16 protein-coding genes, 1 tRNA gene and 1 rRNA gene are annotated in these 17,039 nt (G+C 60.2%); 16 read left to right on the forward strand and 2 right to left on the reverse strand.

Annotated features, from left to right (window positions below; translation table 11 throughout):
- The first annotated feature begins 50 nt into the window (after positions 1-50).
- The 9 genes from AAHA41_RS15035 (at position 51) to AAHA41_RS15075 (ending at position 10,068) form a co-directional block, all read left to right on the forward strand.
- Positions 51-126, forward strand: a tRNA-Thr gene (locus AAHA41_RS15035).
- A gap of 27 nt (positions 127-153) precedes the next feature.
- Positions 154-268, forward strand: a 5S ribosomal RNA gene (gene rrf, locus AAHA41_RS15040).
- A gap of 165 nt (positions 269-433) precedes the next feature.
- Positions 434-1,399 (forward strand): transcriptional regulator EbgR, encoded by a 966-nt coding sequence (ebgR, locus tag AAHA41_RS15045; RefSeq protein WP_323070026.1) that lies wholly within the window; start codon positions 434-436, stop codon positions 1,397-1,399.
- Positions 1,400-1,720: 321 nt separating this feature from the next.
- On the forward strand, positions 1,721-4,795 hold the full coding sequence (gene ebgA, locus AAHA41_RS15050; RefSeq protein ID WP_323070024.1) for a beta-galactosidase subunit alpha: 3,075 nt from the start codon (positions 1,721-1,723) through the stop codon (positions 4,793-4,795).
- Positions 4,792-5,247, forward strand: coding sequence for a beta-galactosidase subunit beta (locus AAHA41_RS15055; RefSeq protein ID WP_323070022.1), 456 nt, complete (start codon positions 4,792-4,794; stop codon positions 5,245-5,247). Before ebgA ends, AAHA41_RS15055 begins: the two co-directional genes overlap by 4 nt.
- A gap of 102 nt (positions 5,248-5,349) precedes the next feature.
- Positions 5,350-6,795, forward strand: coding sequence for an amino acid permease (locus AAHA41_RS15060; RefSeq protein WP_323070020.1), 1,446 nt, complete (start codon positions 5,350-5,352; stop codon positions 6,793-6,795).
- Positions 6,796-6,871: 76 nt separating this feature from the next.
- Positions 6,872-7,210: a tRNA-binding protein gene (locus AAHA41_RS15065; RefSeq protein WP_026080427.1), complete on the forward strand. Its 339-nt coding sequence runs from the start codon at positions 6,872-6,874 to the stop codon at positions 7,208-7,210.
- A gap of 166 nt (positions 7,211-7,376) precedes the next feature.
- A complete protein-coding gene (locus tag AAHA41_RS15070; RefSeq protein WP_323070018.1) occupies positions 7,377-8,822 on the forward strand; it encodes an amino acid permease in 1,446 nt (481 codons plus the stop codon).
- 295 nt (positions 8,823-9,117) lie between these two features.
- Positions 9,118-10,068, forward strand: coding sequence for a bile acid:sodium symporter family protein (locus AAHA41_RS15075; RefSeq protein ID WP_179902792.1), 951 nt, complete (start codon positions 9,118-9,120; stop codon positions 10,066-10,068).
- Between the two features lie 79 nt (positions 10,069-10,147).
- Here the strand turns inward: AAHA41_RS15075 and ovoA are convergent, their stop codons facing one another.
- On the reverse strand, positions 10,148-12,298 hold the full coding sequence (ovoA, locus tag AAHA41_RS15080; protein ID WP_323070016.1) for a 5-histidylcysteine sulfoxide synthase: 2,151 nt from the start codon (positions 12,296-12,298) through the stop codon (positions 10,148-10,150).
- Positions 12,299-12,693: 395 nt separating this feature from the next.
- Between ovoA and AAHA41_RS15085 the strand changes: the two genes are divergently transcribed.
- The 7 genes from AAHA41_RS15085 to AAHA41_RS15115 all read left to right on the forward strand — a co-directional run bounded on the left by AAHA41_RS15085 (position 12,694) and on the right by AAHA41_RS15115 (position 15,995).
- Positions 12,694-13,416: a head GIN domain-containing protein gene (locus AAHA41_RS15085; protein WP_041209455.1), complete on the forward strand. Its 723-nt coding sequence runs from the start codon at positions 12,694-12,696 to the stop codon at positions 13,414-13,416.
- Between the two features lie 196 nt (positions 13,417-13,612).
- Complete coding sequence (locus AAHA41_RS15090) at positions 13,613-13,978, forward strand: carboxymuconolactone decarboxylase family protein (RefSeq protein WP_323070014.1); 366 nt, start codon at positions 13,613-13,615, stop codon at positions 13,976-13,978.
- Positions 13,978-14,493: a VOC family protein gene (locus AAHA41_RS15095; protein ID WP_042010294.1), complete on the forward strand. Its 516-nt coding sequence runs from the start codon at positions 13,978-13,980 to the stop codon at positions 14,491-14,493. Before AAHA41_RS15090 ends, AAHA41_RS15095 begins: the two co-directional genes overlap by 1 nt.
- The gene (locus tag AAHA41_RS15100) at positions 14,490-14,930 is read left to right on the forward strand and encodes a DMT family transporter (protein ID WP_101530354.1); all 441 of its coding nucleotides are present in this window, start codon (positions 14,490-14,492) and stop codon (positions 14,928-14,930) included. Before AAHA41_RS15095 ends, AAHA41_RS15100 begins: the two co-directional genes overlap by 4 nt.
- Positions 14,930-15,388, forward strand: a complete 459-nt coding sequence (locus tag AAHA41_RS15105; protein ID WP_323070012.1) for a DMT family transporter — start codon at positions 14,930-14,932, stop codon at positions 15,386-15,388. Before AAHA41_RS15100 ends, AAHA41_RS15105 begins: the two co-directional genes overlap by 1 nt.
- Positions 15,381-15,710: a hypothetical protein gene (locus AAHA41_RS15110; protein WP_208737538.1), complete on the forward strand. Its 330-nt coding sequence runs from the start codon at positions 15,381-15,383 to the stop codon at positions 15,708-15,710. The genes AAHA41_RS15105 and AAHA41_RS15110 overlap by 8 nt, the downstream gene beginning before the upstream one ends.
- 69 nt (positions 15,711-15,779) lie before the next feature.
- Entirely contained in the window at positions 15,780-15,995 is a 216-nt protein-coding gene (locus AAHA41_RS15115) for a hypothetical protein (protein ID WP_323070011.1), read from the forward strand.
- Here AAHA41_RS15115 and AAHA41_RS15120 read toward each other — a convergent pair.
- Positions 15,992-16,921, reverse strand: coding sequence for a LysR family transcriptional regulator (locus AAHA41_RS15120; RefSeq protein WP_323070009.1), 930 nt, complete (start codon positions 16,919-16,921; stop codon positions 15,992-15,994). The two genes, AAHA41_RS15115 and AAHA41_RS15120, sit on opposite strands and share 4 nt — an antisense overlap.
- Between the last annotated feature and the right edge of the window lie 118 nt (positions 16,922-17,039).

The following is a 17,039-nucleotide window of genomic DNA, read 5'->3' on the forward strand; positions in this document are numbered from 1 at the left end:
GGCACCCAATTTTAGATTACGCGGATAGCGTGGTCTTTACCGGTTAGTGTGCTGATATGGCTCAGTCGGTAGAGCGCATCCTTGGTAAGGATGAGGTCCCCAGTTCGATTCTGGGTATCAGCACCATCTTTAAGTTAGTTTTAAAAGCTTTTGCCTGACGGCAATAGCGCCGTGGAACCACCTGATCCCATGCCGAACTCAGAAGTGAAACGCGGTAGCGCCGATGGTAGTGTGGCATTCGCCATGCGAGAGTAGGACACTGTCAGGCACCTATTTAGAAGAGGCCTCCCATTCGGGAGGCCTTTTTGCATTTCTGCGTTCCAAAAATCTGTACCGCCGCCGGCATTTTAGTAAAAGTGCTGGGCTATCAAGGGATTGCCCGTTACTCTTTAGCCGTTACCGATTAACACGTGATGCTGCCAGCGAGGTATTGATGGCTACGTTGAAGGAAATTGCACAGGAAGCGGGGGTTTCTCTCGCCACGGTATCCCGGGTACTGAACGAGGATCCCAGCCTGAGCGTCAAGGAAGAGACCAAGCAGCGGATCTTCGAGATTGCCGAACGGCTGGAGTACAAGACCAGCAGCGCCCGCAAGGGGGTACACAAGAGCAAGCTGCACTTTCTGGTGGTCTATGCCTATCCCCAGAGTACCGAGGTCAACGACCCTTACTATCTCGCTATCCGTTATGGCATCGAGACCCAGAGTGCCCGCCTCAATATCGAACTGACCCATCTCTACAACTGCGGTGAAGGGCGCGAACTGAGCGCCGTGGATGGCATTCTGGTGGTCGGTACCCTCACAGCCGAGCGTCTGGCCCAGCTCAGGGCTTGTTCCAGCCAGCTGGTGTTTGTCGACTGCCGTTCACAGGGAGAGTTCGACTCGGTCGATGTGGATCTCGCCCTGATCAGCCAGCAGGTCGTCGATTACTTCATCGCGCAGGGGCACCAGCGCATCGGTTATATCGGTGGCCAGGATGAGACCCCGGACCTGCGTGAACTGGCCTTCCTCGATTATGGCCAGCGGCTGGGGGTGGTGCAGGAGAGCGATCTCTATCGTGGGGACTTCTCCAGCGCTTCCGGCTACCAGTTGGCGAAGGATATGCTGACCGGCGACTGGCCCAAGGCGCTGTTCGTCGCCTCCGACTCCATCGCCATTGGTGTGCTGCGTGCCATTCACGAGAAGGGACTGGCGATTCCCCAGCAGATCGAGCTTATCAGCGTCAACGATATCCCGACCGCCAAGTTCACCTTCCCGCCGCTCTCAACGGTGCGGATCCACTCCGAGTTGATGGGCACCCAGGGGGTCAATCTGCTGGTTGAGCGGCTGCGAGACGAGCGGGATATTCCACTCCGGGTGTTGGTACCGAGCAAGTTGACCCTGCGCGGCACCACTCGCTGATTTTAGTAAAATATTCTGCTTTTTAGTCGCACCATCTTGCGGTGGTGCGACACATCTCCCAAGCAAACCTCTTTCCCATATCATCCAACAACTTCATATCATATTGTTTTATAGTTGATTTTATTGCTAGTCAGCCAACTGTTATCAACATCCATGCCACTCCTCCATATCTTGCCCTCCTTTATCTCCCGCTTCTGATCTCGCTCACAAAACCATCTGTTCATTGTGATCAGGTTAAAACTTTACCAATCCAAAGCTGATATTTAGTAAATGTTTATCTAAGGTTTACTCAGTTAACGTTGCCTTGTTCCGGGAGGACATGTGAATAACTGGGAAAACGTCCAATTCGTTGGTGAAAACAGGCTGGCCCCGCGCGCCTACTTCTTCTCTTATGCCGACCACGCGCTGGCGGCCACCATGCAGCGCGAGCTGAGCCGCCGTTTTCTGAGCCTTGGCGGCCAGTGGCAGTTTCACTACTTCGACCACCCCCTGCAGGTGCCGGAGGCCTTCTATCACAGCCCCATGAGCGAGTGGGGCCAGATCACCGTGCCCAACATGTGGCAGATGGAAGGACATGGTCAGCTGCAGTACACCGACGAAGGTTTTCCCTTCCCCATCGACGTGCCCTTCGTGCCGACCAACAACCCCACCGGTGCCTATCAGCGCAGCTTCACGCTGAGCCCGGCCTGGGACGGCGAGCAGGTAATCATCAAGTTTGACGGGGTGGAGACCTACTTCGAGGTCTATGTGAACGGCTACTACGTCGGTTTCAGCAAGGGCAGCCGTCTCACCGCCGAGTTCGATATCAGTGCCTACGCCAACATTGGCGAGAACCTGCTGTCAGTGCGGGTGATGCAGTGGGCTGACTCCACCTATATCGAAGATCAGGATATGTGGTGGATGGCGGGGATCTTCCGCGACGTCTATCTGGTGGGCAAACCGGCCGCCCATGTGCAGGACTTCTTCATCCGCACTGCGCTGGCTGATGACAATCAAAGCGCTACCCTGAGCTGCGACATTCAGCTGGAGAATCTGGGGGCGGCAGCCCGTGATCACCGTCTGGTCTGGTCGCTGCTGGATCAGGGCCGCGAGATCGCCAGCGGTTCGCTCGACCATCTCGCCATCGACGGCAAGTGTGATTGCCGCTTCACGCTGGATCTGGCCAACCCCCATCTGTGGAGTGCCGAAGACCCTTACCTCTATCAGCTGCAACTCTCCCTCTACAACGGTCAGGGTGAGCTGCTGGAGGTGATCCCGCAGCGGGTCGGGGTGCGTGAAATCAAGGTCAAAGATGGCCTCTTCTACGTCAACGGTCACTACCTCAAGCTGCACGGGGTGAACCGCCACGACAACGACCACCTCAAGAGTCGCGCAGTCGGTATGGACCGTGTTGAACGCGATATCGTGCTGATGAAGCAGCACAACCTCAACTCGGTGCGCACCGCCCACTACCCGAACGACCCGCGCTTCTACGAGCTGTGCGATCAGTACGGCCTGTTCGTGATGGCGGAGACCGACGTGGAGACCCACGGCTTTGCCAACGTCGGCGATCTCAGCCGCATCACCGACGACTCCTTCTGGGAGCCGGTGTTCGTGGATCGCATCGAGCGCCACGTGCACGCCCAGAAGAACCACCCCTCCATCATCATCTGGTCGCTCGGCAACGAGTCCGGCTACGGCTGCAACATCAGAGCCATGTACCAGCGCTGCAAGGCGATCGACCCGACTCGGCTGGTACATTACGAAGAGGATCGCGATGCCGAGGTGGTGGATGTGGTGAGCACCATGTATTCGCGCGTCTCCCAGATGAACTGCTTCGGCGAGTTCCCGATGGAGAAGCCGCGTATCCTCTGCGAATACGCCCACGCCATGGGCAACGGCCCGGGTGGCCTGAGCGAATACCAGCAGGTGTTTGACCGCCATCCCCACATTCAGGGTCACTACATCTGGGAGTGGTGCGATCACGGCATTCTGGATCAGGACGAGCAGGGCCGCCCCGTCTACAAGTACGGCGGCGATTACGGCGACTACCCCAACAACTACAACTTCTGCATGGATGGCCTCATCTATCCGGATCAGACCCCTGGGCCGGGCCTGCGTGAATACAAGCAGGTGATCTGCCCGGTCAAGGTGCGGGCGCTGGATCTGGCGAGCGGCCGGCTTGAGCTGGAAAACCGCTACTGGTTCTCCACTCTCGACGATATCCGCCTGCTGGTCGAGGTGAAGGCCGAGGGCGAGCTGCTGGCCAGCCAGCAAATCCGGTTGGAAGGGGTTGCCCCCGGTGCCACCACAGAGTTGCAGCTCGAACTGCCATCCCTCGATGGGCGGGAAACCTTCGTCCAGTTGCGGGTTATCAAGGCCACCGCTACCCGCTACAGCGTGGCGGAGCACGAGCTGGGCCAGTACCAGTTCCAGCTGAAAGAGGCGACTGGCCAGCTGCAACCCTTCGTCAACCCCAACGCCACCGCGCTGCAGATTGCCGATGAGCGCCTCGCGCTGACCTTGAGCGGCACTGGTTTCGCCCTGCGCTTCTCGCGTCTCGACGGCAAGCTGGTGAGCTGGCAGCAGGATGGTATCGAGCTCATCGAGCGGGCGCCGCGCCTCACCTTCTTCAAGCCGATGATCGACAACCACAAGCAGGAGTACGAGAGCCTGTGGCACCCGAACCACCTGCAGATCATGCAGGAGCACTTCCGCACCCTGAGCTGGCGTCAGCTGGGCGAGGCGGTCGAGGTGACGGTCGAGAGCCTGATCGCGCCGCCGGTGTTCGACTTCGGCATGCGCTGCCGCTACGTCTACACCCTGAGCCCGAACGGTCAGCTGCACGTGGCGCTCTCTGGTCAGCCTTACGGCGGCTACGACGACATCATCCCCAAGATCGGCTTCGAGCTGGGCATTCGTCAGGATCTCGACCGGGTGCACTACTATGGCATGGGGCCGGGCGAAAACTATCAGGACAGCCGCCAGAGCAACTGGATCGACAGCTTCCAGAGCACAGTCAGCGAGATGTGGGAGCACTACCCCTTCCCGCAGGACAACGGCAACCGCCAGCAGGTGCGCTGGGCGACCCTGACCAACCGCCACGGCGCCGGTCTCTACGTGCGACCCGATGCCCCCATCAACCTGAGCGTCTGGCCCTACAGCTGGGAGCATATCCACGCGGCGCAGCACATCAACGAGCTGGAACCGAGCGGTTATCTCACCCTCAATCTGGATCACAAGGTTCTGGGGCTAGGCTCCAACTCCTGGGGCTCCGAGGTGCTGGACTCCTGGCGGGTGCGCTTCGAGCCATTCAGCTTCGGCCTGACCCTGCTGCCCATCGCCCGTGGCAACCTCAATCCGGCTGCGCTGGCCGGGCTCGATCTCACCATCAACGGCGGGAGGAACCTCGCATGATCACCCTGGACAACCTGACCCTGTTCAAAAACATCTACCGGGAGGGCAAGAAGTGGGGCCGCTGCGTGGAGGCCATCAACAACCTGCCGAACCTCAAGCCCGGCATCTGCCACTCCATCGGAGACTCCCTCACCTACCGCTTGCAGGAGGGGGCCAGCCCGGCCACCTCCCTGTTCGAGGGGCAGCGCCGCTACTTCGACGTTCACTACTACCTGGAAGGGGAAGAGACGGTGGAGTTGGCTGCCAAGAGCGAGCTGGTGGTCGAGCAGGCCTATGACGACACCACCGACCGCGAGTGGCTGGCTGGCGAGGTGCGTGAGCGCCAGAAAGTCGGCAACGGTCAGGTGGTGATCTTCGAGAACGACGAGGCTTACCGTTTCGTCGGTGATGCGCCGGTGCGCAAGGTGATCATCAAGGTCACCGTCGAAGGCGGCTACTTCAAGAACAAATAACAAGCCGCCGGTTCTGCACTGACAAAAGCCGGAAGGGCGGGGCTCACCCTACAAATCATGCCCCGTTCTTTCGCTAGATAACTACAGGTCTGGAGATGCACCATGTCTGATTCCAAACGCAATACGATAGGCAAGTTTGGTCTGCTGTCGCTCACCTTCGCGGCGGTATTCAGCTTCAACAACGTCATCAACAACAACATCGAAATCGGTCTGGCCTCGGCCCCGATGTTCTTTCTGGCCACCATTTTCTACTTCATTCCGTTTTGCCTGATCATTGCGGAATTTGTGTCACTGAACAAAAACTCCGAAGCGGGGGTTTACGCCTGGGTGAAGAGCTCCCTCGGCGGTCGCTGGGCCTTTATCTCCGCCTACACCTACTGGTTCGTGAACCTCTTCTTCTTCACCTCGCTGCTGCCGCGGGTTATCGCCTACGCCTCCTATGCCTTCCTCGGCTACGAGTACATTCTCACCCCGGTGGCGACCACGGCGTTGAGCATGGTGCTGTTCGCCTTTGCCACCTACGTCTCCACCAACGGCGCCAAGATGCTCGGCCCCATCACCTCGGTGACCTCGTCCCTGATGCTGCTGCTGACCCTCTCCTACATCCTGCTGGCAGGTGCGGCACTGGTGGGCGGCGTGCAACCGGCTGACCCCATCACGGTAGAGGCCATGGTCCCCGATTTCAGCTGGGCCTTCCTCGGCATCACTACCTGGATCTTTATGGCAGCCGGTGGCGCCGAGTCGGTGGCGGTCTACGTCAATGACGTGAAGGGCGGCTCCAAGTCCTTCGTGAAGGTGATCATCGTCGCCGGGATCTTTATCGGCGTGCTCTACTCCATCGCATCGCTGTTGATCAACGTCTTCGTCCACAGCGACACCCTGAAATATACCGGCGGCTCGGTGCAGGTGTTTGAAGGGCTGGCGGCCTACTTCGGTTTGCCGGAGATCCTGATGAACCGCTTCGTGGGTCTGGTCTCCTTCACCGCCATGTTCGGTTCCCTGCTGATGTGGACCGCGACCCCGGTGAAGATCTTCTTCTCCGAGATCCCGGCCGGCATCTTCGGCAAGAAGACGGTCGAGCTGAACGAGAACGGCGTGCCCGCCCGTGCAGCCTGGATCCAGTACCTCATCGTGCTGCCGCTGATGGTGATCCCGACCCTGGGTTCCAACACCGCGCAGGATCTGATGAACACCGTCATCAACATGACCGCTGCGGCCTCCATGCTGCCACCGCTGTTCATCATGCTGGCCTACCTCAATCTGCGTCTGAAGCTCGACCACCTGCCGCGGGATTTCAAGATGGGTTCGCGCACCACCGGCATCGCCGTGGTCTCGGTGCTGATCGCCATCTTCTCGGTGGGCTTCCTCGCCTCCACCTTTCCGACCGGCGCGGACATCATGACCATCATCTTCTACAACGTCGGCGGGATCGTGATTTTCCTCGGCTTCGCCTGGTGGAAATACAACAGATACGAGGCCTCCCTCAGCGCCGAAGCGCGTGCCAAAGAGGCCCAGCCGACGGCGCAGGTTGCCATGCAGACGCCATAGGCACTGCATTGAATCCCAATCAAACCGGGTGGCCGTTGGCCACCCGCAAACCTTTGAACCAGAAAAGGAAAAGAGAATGAGCGAGACGATCGAGTTTGCCGAATTCAAGCGGGTCGAGATGAAGGTGGGCAAGGTACTGGAGGTGGTGCGCCACCCCGGGGCAGACAAACTCTACATCGTCCAGATCGACGTGGGTGGCGAGCGGCCGCTGCAGACCGTCACCAGTCTGGTGCCCTATTACAGCGAAGAGGAGCTGATGGGTAGCGAGGTGGTAGTACTGACCAACCTCAAGCCCACCAGGATGCGCGGTGAGCGCTCCGAGTGCATGTTGCTCTGTGCCGAGACCCCGGACGAGAGCCAGAGCGTACTGTTGCAACCGCGGGTGCCGATGGCGCCGGGCACCCCGATCGTCTGACTGGTATTGCGAGCCGGTGCGGGAGACGGCACCGGTTCACCAACGAGGCCGTCCACGCGGCCCGATCATAACAAGAGAGTAAAGGGCGGGGCCGACAGACCCTGGCCGAACACATCACAGAGTCACAGCGTTACCCGCAGGGAACGCGAGTCCACTGGAGGACACCATGTCTGAATCCGTACGCGGCACCATAGGCAAGTTTGCCCTGTTGTCGATGACCTTTGCCGCCGTGTTCAACGTCCGCAACATCGTCAACAACAACATCGAGCTGGGGCTCAGCTCCGCCCCCATCTTCCTGCTGGCGACCATCGTCTACTTCATCCCGTTCGTCTTCATCATCGCCGAGTTCGTCTCGGCCAACAAAAACTCCGAGTCGGGGATGTACGACTGGCTGAAAAAACCGCTCGGCACCCGGATGGCCTATCTGGGCTCGTTTCTCTACTGGTTCGTGAACCTGTTCTGGTTCGTCTCCCTGCTGCCCAACGTCATCGCCTACGCCTCCTACGCCATGCTGGGCTATGAGTACAGCTTCTCGCCCATGGTCACCTCGATCATCTCCATCGTGCTGTTTGCGGCTGCGACCCACATCTCCACCAAGGGGGCGAGCTGGCTCGGCAAGATTGCGGAGATCGTGGCCTACGGAGTGTTTGCCCTGTTCGCCATCTATGTGCTGGGTGCCCTGATGGCTCTGAGTGGCGATCATGTGCCGGCCCAGCCCATCACGCTGGAGGCGATGACTCCCACCGTCAACTGGGCGACGCTTGGCATCATGTGCTGGATCTTCCAGGCTGCGGGCGGTGCCGAGACCGCAGCGGCCTACCTCAATGACGTGAAGGGCGGTCAGAAGTCCTTCATCAAGGTGATCATCAGTGCCGGCATCGTCATCGGTGCCATGTATGCGGTCGGTTCCCTGCTGGTGAACGTGTTCGTGCCGCGCGAGAGCCTCACCTATGCCGGCGGCATGGTGGAGATCTTCACCGGCATGGCCCAGTATTTCGGACTCTCCGAGGCGCTGGTGGGCCGCTTCGTCGGCGTGGTGCTGTTCATCGCCATGTTCGGCTCCATGATGATGTGGACTTCGGCGCCGGTGAAGATCCACTTCTCCGAGATCCCGCAGGGGGTTTACGGCGAGAAGACCACCCAGCTCAACGAGCACGGCGTGCCTGTGCGCGCCGCCTGGTGGCAGTTTGTCTTCGTGTTCGCGATGCTGGTGGTCAACGGCTTCGGCTCCGAGTCGGTACAGCAGATGATGAACACCGCCATCAACCTCACCGCCGGTACCGCCATGCTGCCGCCGATCTTCATCATGGTGGCCTACTTCGTGTTTCGCTGGAAACATGACGACACCCCCCGTGACTTCCGCATGGGGTCGCGCAAGTTCGGGATGGGCGTGGTGTCGGTGCTGATTGCCATCTTCGTGGTGAGCATGAGCGCCTCCGCATTCCCGGCCGGGGTGGATCTGGTGCGCGCCTTCTTCATCAACGTCTTTATGACCGCGGTCTTCTCGGCGCTGGCCTACTGGTGGATCTCCCGCTTCGAGAAGCGGCAGGCCCGCATGCTCGGCGGCAATGAGAAGAAAAGCGGCAACGGCACGCTGGCCAGCCAGCGCTGATCGGCTGAGTGAAAAAACGGAACGGGCGGCCTTGGTCGCCCGTTTTTTTATCCATTTTTCGCCGTTGGGGAGCTGTCAGGGCCGTTTCATCGTCAACTTTTGCTGCTCGATATGGCGACGGCGTTAAGCATTGATGAACAATTATTCGCCGCTCAACTTTGCGCCTCTCCGTTATCGGGGTAAGCTGGAGGTTCGTTTTAGCGGGAGGTGCCAGACATCTCCCGCTCTGTTTCTTGTCCTCCCCAATCCTGACTGTCGCCATGGCTGCAGGATGCCCTTCTGATGGAGACCTTTCGTGCGTCTGGATCCCTTTACTGTTGTGCTGATTGCGGTGGTCACCCTGGCCTCCCTCTTTCCCTGCGAGGGGCAGGCAGCCGTCTGGTTCGGTCTGTTGACCAAGCTGGCGGTGGCGCTCTTGTTCTTCATGCATGGCGCCAAGCTGTCGCGCCAGAACCTGCTGGCGGGCCTCGGTCACTGGCGGCTTCATCTGGTTGTGATGCTCAGCACCTTCGTGCTGTTTCCGCTGCTCGGGCTGCTGCTCACCCCGCTGGTACCGAGCTGGCTGAGTCCGGCTATCTACCTCGGCTTCCTCTATCTCTGCGCTTTGCCAGCCACCGTGCAGTCGGCCATCGCCTTTACCTCGATGGCGGGGGGCAATGTGTCGGCGGCGGTGTGCAGCGCCTCGGCCTCCAGCATCCTCGGTATCTTCCTCTCGCCGGTGCTGGTGGGGATGATGATCCACGTGCAGGGGGAGGGGATCGACACCTGGCACTCCATTCAGTCCATCATGATGCAGCTGATGCTGCCGTTTGTGGTCGGCCACCTGTCGCGCCCGCTCATTGGTCGCTGGGTCGACAGCCACCGTCCGCTCATCGGCAAGTTGGATCAGAGCTCCATCCTGCTGGTGGTCTACGTCGCCTTCAGCGAGGCGGTGGTGCAGGGGATTTGGCACCAAGTAGGTTGGTACGATCTGGCCAGTATCGTGCTGCTGAGCTGTGTCTTGCTGGCGCTGGTGCTCTGCTGGAACGTCTGGATCAGCCGCCGCCTCGGCTTCGACAAGGCGGACGAGATAACCATCGTCTTCTGCGGCTCCAAGAAGAGTCTCGCCAACGGGGTGCCGATGGCCAACGTCATGTTCCCCGCCGCCAGCGTCGGGGTGATGGTGCTGCCGCTGATGATCTTCCACCAGATCCAGCTGATGGTCTGCGCCGTGCTGGCGCGCCGCTATCACGAGCAGGGAGAGTGATACTCGCGCCGTTTTGACTGCCATAACAAGAGGGAGGCCCGTTGGCCTCCCTCTTTTCATCTGCATGCAGATCGGCGGATTAGCGTTTGCGCCAGACGGTGAGCTGCGCCACCGTGTGCTGGTACTTGCGGGCGGTCTCGCGGATGACGAAGGGCACATCCCGCGGCGGGCAGTGCTCCTCGAACTCCGCCGCCAGCAGCCGTTGCAGCGCCTGATAGGTGGTGAGCGCCTCGCCGTTTTCGCGAATGCCGCCGAGCCAGTTGGCGGGCGGGGTATATTCCGCCAGCCAGGTATAGGGGCTGGTGAGTACCAGCAGGCCCCCGCTGCGCAGCCGGGGGGCGATATCCCGCAGGAAGCGGGCGGGCTCCCGCAGCCGATCGATGAGGTTGGAGGCGAGCACCAGATCGTAGTGGTCATATTTGGGCTTGAGGTTGCAGGCATCCCCCTGACTGAAGTGGATGCGCTCAGCCTGACTCGCCCCCAGCCCGTGGCTCGACAGGCGTGCCTCGCAATACTCCACCAGTTCCCCCTCCAGCGGAATGGCGTAGCGGAAGCTGTCCTGGCTGGCGAGGGCCAGCGCCACATCGATGAAGCGGGCCGAGTAGTCCACCCCGTCCACATGCTGGAAGTAGCGGGCCAGCTCGAAGCTGGCGCGGCCGGTAGCGCAGCCGATATCCAGCGCCCGCTGGTGGTTGCTGCACAGCTCGCCAGCAAGATCAGCAAGCGTCTTGGCGTAGTTGGCTACCCCGAAGTGGCTCGGGCCGTACTGGAAGTCGAGGTACTGAGCGACCAGCGTGTCGGTTTCATAGGGATTCACGATAACGGGTTCCTGATAACGGGAGACCAGATAGCGGAAACCCGCATGCTGGAAGAAGTGACGCCGGAAGGCGTAACGGGATGATTTGAGCGCTTCGTTACCCGTGCTGATCCAGCTGCCGCCCTTGATCAGGGTGTGCTTGCCATCAAAGGTGGGGGTGGAGAAGTCGTCGTAGAGCGGGTGGATTTTAAAGCCGTCGAAGCCGTCGATGGCGGTGCTGGTCCACTGCCAGACATTGCCCACCAGATCGAAGAACTCCCCTTGCGGGCAGGCATCCACCGGGCAGGAGGAGGCGAAATGGGCCAGATTGATATTGCCGGGGGCCTCCGTCCAGTCCGGCTGATCGCCGGGTAGCTGCTCACGTAGCAGCATCCATTCCGCCTCGCTCGGCAGCTGGATGGGGAGTCCGGTCAGGGCCGCCTTCCAGCGGCAGAAGGCAGCCGCCTCCAGCTGATTCACCTCGACCGGCCAGTCCCAGGGCATGGCGATCTGCCCGGTCATCAGCCGCAGTTGCACTTGTTCGGGCTCGGCGGGGTCACCCACCCAGAAGGTGGGCATCTGCGCCTTGGCGTACTGACACCAACCCCATCCCTCCTCATCCCACCACTGTTGCTGGCCATAGCTGCCCGCCTGAACGAAGGCGAGGTACTCGGCATTGCTCACCAGCATGCGGCTGGCCTGAAACGGGGCCAGCTCGATCTGGCGCTCGCCATATTCGTTGTCCCAGCCGTAGGTGGCGTCCTGCTTACCAAGGCGCACCTTGCCGCCGGCCACCGGCAGCAGGCTGTTGGCGGGCACCTGATCAATTCGGTGGCGGGCTTCGGTACAGGCGGGCCAATAAGGCTGTGGCCGCACCCAGGCGAGTGGCAACTGGCGGATCAGCACGCTGGAGGTCTCGAGGTGGATGCGCTCGTGCTCTATCCCCATCAGGATCACCCAGGCCGGGCTCTGCCAGTCGATGGGCAGAGTGAGCGGCATCTGGCGAATAAAATCGCACACCAGCGAACGGACTTTGGCCCGATAGCTGCGCAGCTCGCTAACTTTGGGCCAGTCGTAGTGGGTCTCGTCCAGATCATCCCAGCTCATTTCGTCCACCCCGATGGCGACCATAGCCTCGATGCGGGCATCCAGCCGCTGGTCGATCAGGCGCGCCGCCAGCAGCTTGTTGATAAAGAAGGCGGCCGTGTGGCCGTAGTAGAAGATGAGCGGGTGGCGCAGCGGGATCGCCTTGTTGAACCAGGCGCGCTCATCGGCCAGACAGTCGAACAGCGAGTCGTAGAGATCGAAGGTCTGGCAGAAGTAGGCGAGCAGCTCGCGCCGCTTCTGCTCGGGATCGCTGCCGGTCAGCAGCGGGGTGCGAGTCGGCTCCGGCAGACCGGTGGCAGTGGAATAGAGAGGGCTTGCTTGGGTCACGCTCTGACTCCTTGTTGGCAGTGAAGACTGACAAGACAGTGGTAATGACATTACCGCAATAGAGAGCTTGGTACGCACGAAGTACCACTATTGGCTCAACAGACCGGCAGGGCAATCCAAAACTTCCACGGCTTGTCAGCGTAGCGACCTCGCGAACGGCTTGTCAGCCAGCTCTCCACCTGCCTGTTAGGGGATGGTCAGATTCGCCAAATGGTGGTCTAAATGGCTCTTTTTAATGCGTACCACTTCTTACTGTTGATTTCATTTTTATTGAAAATCATATAGTTAGCTTCTGGCATGGCCATTGCTATCTGTGGTTTCATACGGCCTCTATTTTTGTGGTTTCGAACAGGGCCTGTCAGGTGGCTTATCAATAAATAAAAAGGAGAACAGTTATGCGGTGGATGATTGGCGTCTTGGTGGCGTTGGTGATGGGAGGTTGCAACGTCTTTGCCGACACCGAGATCAAGGGGGAAGGTGTCCCGGTCGAGCGCCAGCAGGCACTGGGCGAGCGGGTGACCCGGGTGCTGGCGGGAACTCCAGCTACCCTCCATTTGGTGGCGGGGGAGCAGCGCGGCATCCTGATCAAGGGGCAGGCAAATCTCTTGCCCTATCTGGAGCTGACCGAGCGCGGCAGCAAGCTGGAGATCGAGGTGAAGGATGGTTACCGACTGCGGCCTACCGAACCGCTGGAGATCACCATCACCCTGCCAGAGCTCAGTGAAATGGCGCTGGCAGGTACCGGCAACGGCGATCTGAGTGGCTTCAAGGGTGAGGCGCTGGAGCTGTCAGTGGCGGGAACCGGTGGTATCGTCGCCAGCCAGCTGGAGGTACAGCGATTGAAAGGCAATATCGCTGGTGCAGGTAGCCTGGATCTGGGGAGCGGCTCTGCCACTAGCATCGAGCTGAACATTGCCGGTGCTGGCGATGTGCTGGGCAGCGAAATGCGTGGCAACGAGGTCGAGGTCAATATCGCCGGCAGCGGTGATGTGGAGGTGCGGGCCCAGAAAACGCTCAAGATCGGCATCGCAGGCACTGGCAACATCACCTATTGGGGTGACCCCGAGGTGGAGCAGCAGATCGTGGGCTCCGGCGGGGTGACCCGCGCGGGCAGCTGAAGCCAACCGATCACCATAACTGAAACAGGCCCGCAACGGGCCTGTTTTGCTTTTTCCAACATGGCGCGACTCCCCGTGCCATTTGTGCAGATCCTGCATAAGTGATGTTCCAGCCCGCCGGTTTTTCAATATATCCCGCTCCCTATAATGCGCCTCATCCGCTACGGCGAACCTATCAACTACTGAGGCGTCACTGATGACAACATCATTACCTTTTGCAAATGCCGTGCTCGATGATCAGGCTCTGGTCAGCGGGCTCAAATCCATTCACCCGACCTGGGGCGACATGACGGTTCGCGTGGCGGGTGAAGCCTGGGGCATGCCGCTGCTCGACCAGAAGAGCAAGGCGTTCATCACCATCGCTATCGACCAGATGGCCCTCAACGTCAGCGGTGAAGGCAACCCCTTCGCAGCCCATGTCGATATGGCACTCAAGCAGGGGGCGACCTGGCAGGAGCTTGAAGAGCTGATCGTCTTTGCATCCATCTATACCGGCTTCAACAAGGGGGCGACCACCATGGGGGCGCTCAACAAATTGCGCCACGAGCGGGGGGATATCTGATGGCCATTCCAGGACTGAAAAAGCCCGATCATATCGGCTTTACCGTGCCCAATCTGGCAGAGGCGATCGCCTTTTTTCGCGACCACTTCGATTTCGAGCTCGCCTATGAGTTCGGGCCCTTTGTGGCGAGTGACAACTGGATGGCGGAGCACCTCAACGTGAATGCCCGCGCCGAGATCACCCGCATTGCGGTGATGAATGCCAAAGGGATCAATCTGGAGATCTTCGAGTACGCCAGCAATATCGAGCGCAACCTCAAGGCTCCCAACAACGCCGATATCGGTGGCCACCATCTCGCCTTCTATGTGGATGACATGGCTGCGGCGGTGGCTTACCTGAAAGAGCAGGGGATCGCCGTGCTGGGCGAGCCGACCTGCATGACGGAGGGGCCGACCGCAGGGGAGTCCTGGGTCTATTTTCTTGCGCCATGGGGCATGCAGCTGGAGCTGGTCTCCTATCCGCAGGGTAAGGCCTATAGCCGTCAATCACCCGTCGCCTTGTTTGATCCACGATGAACGCGCTCTCTGTCTTGCTAATCGTGATGGCCGGCATGGGCCTCTCCTTCGAAGCGGGCCTGCTGGGCCCGCTTGGTGAACAGGTGGGTCATCTGTGGGCCACCCTGAGCATCTTCGGTGTGGGGGCTGCACTGCTCTGGCTGATCCGTTTCTTCACGGTGCGGGGGCCATCCACAGGGTGGCATGGGGTGCCGAAATGGCAGCTGATCGGTGGCTTGCTCGGCCCCGTCTATGTGGTGGCACTCACTCTCTCGACCCCCATGCTGGGGGTGGCGATGACGATGATCTGCGTCCTGCTGGGGCAGGTGACCAAGAGCTTTGCCATCGACTACTTCGGCTGGTTTGGCATGCCGAAACGGGCAACCCGTCCTCTGCGGCTGGTGGCACTTGGCTGCATCGCGCTGGCGCTGCTGTTTACCTATCTGGGAGCAAACTGATGGTGCTGATTATCGTGTTGGCCATCGTCTCCGGCATGGCGCTCAGCGCCCAGGCGGCGATCAATGGTCAGTTGGGATCACGGGTTGGAGTGGTGCAGAGTTCGCTGCTCACCTTCACCATGGGCACTGTGGTGACCGCCCTGCTGATCTTCTTCTTTGAGCCGCCCTATCAGGCGACCCTGCTCAGCGTGCCGAAGTGGCAGCTGGCCGGTGCCCTGTTCGGCATTGTCTACATGGTGGTGATGGTCGCGGCCATTCCACGGGTAGGGGTCGCCATCGCCACTGTGGCCACCATTCTGGGCCAGATGGTGATGAGTCTGGTGATCGATACCATGGGTTGGCTGGGCAATGCCCCCATCCCCCTCAACTACTGGCGCCTTGTCGCTATGATGGCCGTCGCTGCGGCGCTGCTCTGCATCTATCTGGCGAACCGACAACAGGAACAAGTGAATGAGTGAACAGGCAACAACCCTGATGGTCTTTTTCAATCTCAAACCGGGGGCGAACGAGGCGGATTATCTGGCGTGGGCACGGGAGGTCGATCTGCCCACCGTGAACCGGCTCAACAGCGTCACCTCGTTCGAGGTGTTCAAGGGGCTGAAGATGCTGGGGCAGCAGAGTGTGTCGCCGTGGGACTACTTCGAAGTGATCCACATCGAGTCGGAGACGCAATTTCTGCAGGAGATCCAGAGTGCGCAGATGCAGCAGGTGATCCGTCAATTCGAAACCTTTGCCACGGATGCCCACTTTATCTGCACCCGGGACATCACCACGCTGTAGCTGGCTCGCCAGTGGTGAAGGGGATACCACTCTTGCCACTGGCTTGGCTGCCACAACATCAGAGGCTTTATGAAAAAACAGCTTGGCGAATACCTGCACGTGCTGGCCATCATCTTTCCGCTGACACTGCTGATCCCGCGCTGGATGGCGCCGCTGCTGGCGAGATGGCAGCTCGACCCCGCCGCACCAGTCGCAGTGTTGCTCATCGACAGCGTGATCGTGGCCTGCGTCGTCTTTGTCTTGCTGCCGGCGCTGCACAAGCTGACCGGCAGGCTGTCTGGCTAAACCTGTCTGGCATCCCAGTAGCAGGGAGAGCCATATTTTCCCGCCAGAAAATCGATCACCACCCTCACCTTGGCGGCGAGCTGGTCGGTCTCCAGATAGAGCGCGCTGATCACCTGCTGCTCCACGCTGGTGGAGACGGTGAACCGGGTCATGATCGGCTTGAGCCGCCCGGTTTTCAGCTCCTCGCCGATGAGCCAGGTGGGGAACACCACAATCCCGGCACCCGCCACCGCGCCGGCAACCAGGGTATCGGCATTGTTGCTGTAGAGGGTGCCGCTCACCTCATAGGGTTGCAGCTGCTCCTGGCCGATGAACCAGCGTTGCAGGCCATTGCTCCCCTTGAAGACCAGACAGTTGTGCTGCGCCAGCTCATCCGGACTGACCGGTTCGCCATGGCGATTGAGGTAGTCCGGGCTGGCCGCCATCACGTAGTGCTGCTGGCCAAACTGCTTCATTCGCAGGGAGGAGTCTTGCGAGATCCCGATGCGGATCAGCAGGTCGATCGACTCGGCCGCCGGATCGACATAGTGATCCGTCTGTTGCAGCTCGACCTTGAGCAGGGGGTATCGCTCCAGCAGCTCGGTCAGATAGGGGGCGATATGCAGCCGGCCAAAGGCGACCGGCGCGCTGATCCGGATGGTGCCTCTCGGGGTATCCGCCCGCTGCTCGATCTGGCCGACTACCCGCTCATACTGCTGGAGGATCTCGGCACACTGTTTGGCAAAGGCGACCCCCTCCTCGGTGAGGGAGATGGAGCGGGTATGACGGTGCAGCAGCTTGGAGCCCACCTTTTCCTCCAACTGCGCCATCTTGCGCGAGACGGACGAAGGGGTCATATCCTGCCGACGCGCCACATCTGAAAAGCTGCCAAACCGGGTGGTCATCAGAAACAGCTTTATCTCCAACAACGAAACGTCGTAGTTCACGGGATACCTCCTCCATCGCAATTCTCAAGGGTAATCGGCCGACCTTGGCCAGGGCAAGCCGGTATTATGCGGAGGCTGCTGCCACTGATGCTCTGGCATGCCGTTACCACGAGCAGCA

The sequence above is a fragment of the Aeromonas sp. SER genome, assembly GCF_038739615.1.
Taxonomy (GTDB): Bacteria; Pseudomonadota; Gammaproteobacteria; order Enterobacterales; family Aeromonadaceae; genus Aeromonas; species Aeromonas jandaei.

Bases quoted from the DNA above. Each gene is read 5' to 3' on its own strand.
- ebgR (WP_323070026.1), top strand. From the start codon at position 434: ATGGCTACGTTGAAGGAAATTGCACAGGAAGCGGGGGTTTCTCTCGCC.
- AAHA41_RS15055 (WP_323070022.1), top strand. From the start codon at position 4,792: ATGATCACCCTGGACAACCTGACCCTGTTCAAAAACATCTACCGGGAG.
- AAHA41_RS15060 (WP_323070020.1), top strand. From the start codon at position 5,350: ATGTCTGATTCCAAACGCAATACGATAGGCAAGTTTGGTCTGCTGTCG.
- AAHA41_RS15065 (WP_026080427.1), top strand. From the start codon at position 6,872: ATGAGCGAGACGATCGAGTTTGCCGAATTCAAGCGGGTCGAGATGAAG.
- AAHA41_RS15070 (WP_323070018.1), top strand. From the start codon at position 7,377: ATGTCTGAATCCGTACGCGGCACCATAGGCAAGTTTGCCCTGTTGTCG.
- AAHA41_RS15085 (WP_041209455.1), top strand. From the start codon at position 12,694: ATGCGGTGGATGATTGGCGTCTTGGTGGCGTTGGTGATGGGAGGTTGC.
- AAHA41_RS15090 (WP_323070014.1), top strand. From the start codon at position 13,613: ATGACAACATCATTACCTTTTGCAAATGCCGTGCTCGATGATCAGGCT.
- AAHA41_RS15095 (WP_042010294.1), top strand. From the start codon at position 13,978: ATGGCCATTCCAGGACTGAAAAAGCCCGATCATATCGGCTTTACCGTG.
- AAHA41_RS15100 (WP_101530354.1), top strand. From the start codon at position 14,490: ATGAACGCGCTCTCTGTCTTGCTAATCGTGATGGCCGGCATGGGCCTC.
- AAHA41_RS15105 (WP_323070012.1), top strand. From the start codon at position 14,930: ATGGTGCTGATTATCGTGTTGGCCATCGTCTCCGGCATGGCGCTCAGC.
- AAHA41_RS15110 (WP_208737538.1), top strand. From the start codon at position 15,381: ATGAGTGAACAGGCAACAACCCTGATGGTCTTTTTCAATCTCAAACCG.
- AAHA41_RS15115 (WP_323070011.1), top strand. From the start codon at position 15,780: ATGAAAAAACAGCTTGGCGAATACCTGCACGTGCTGGCCATCATCTTT.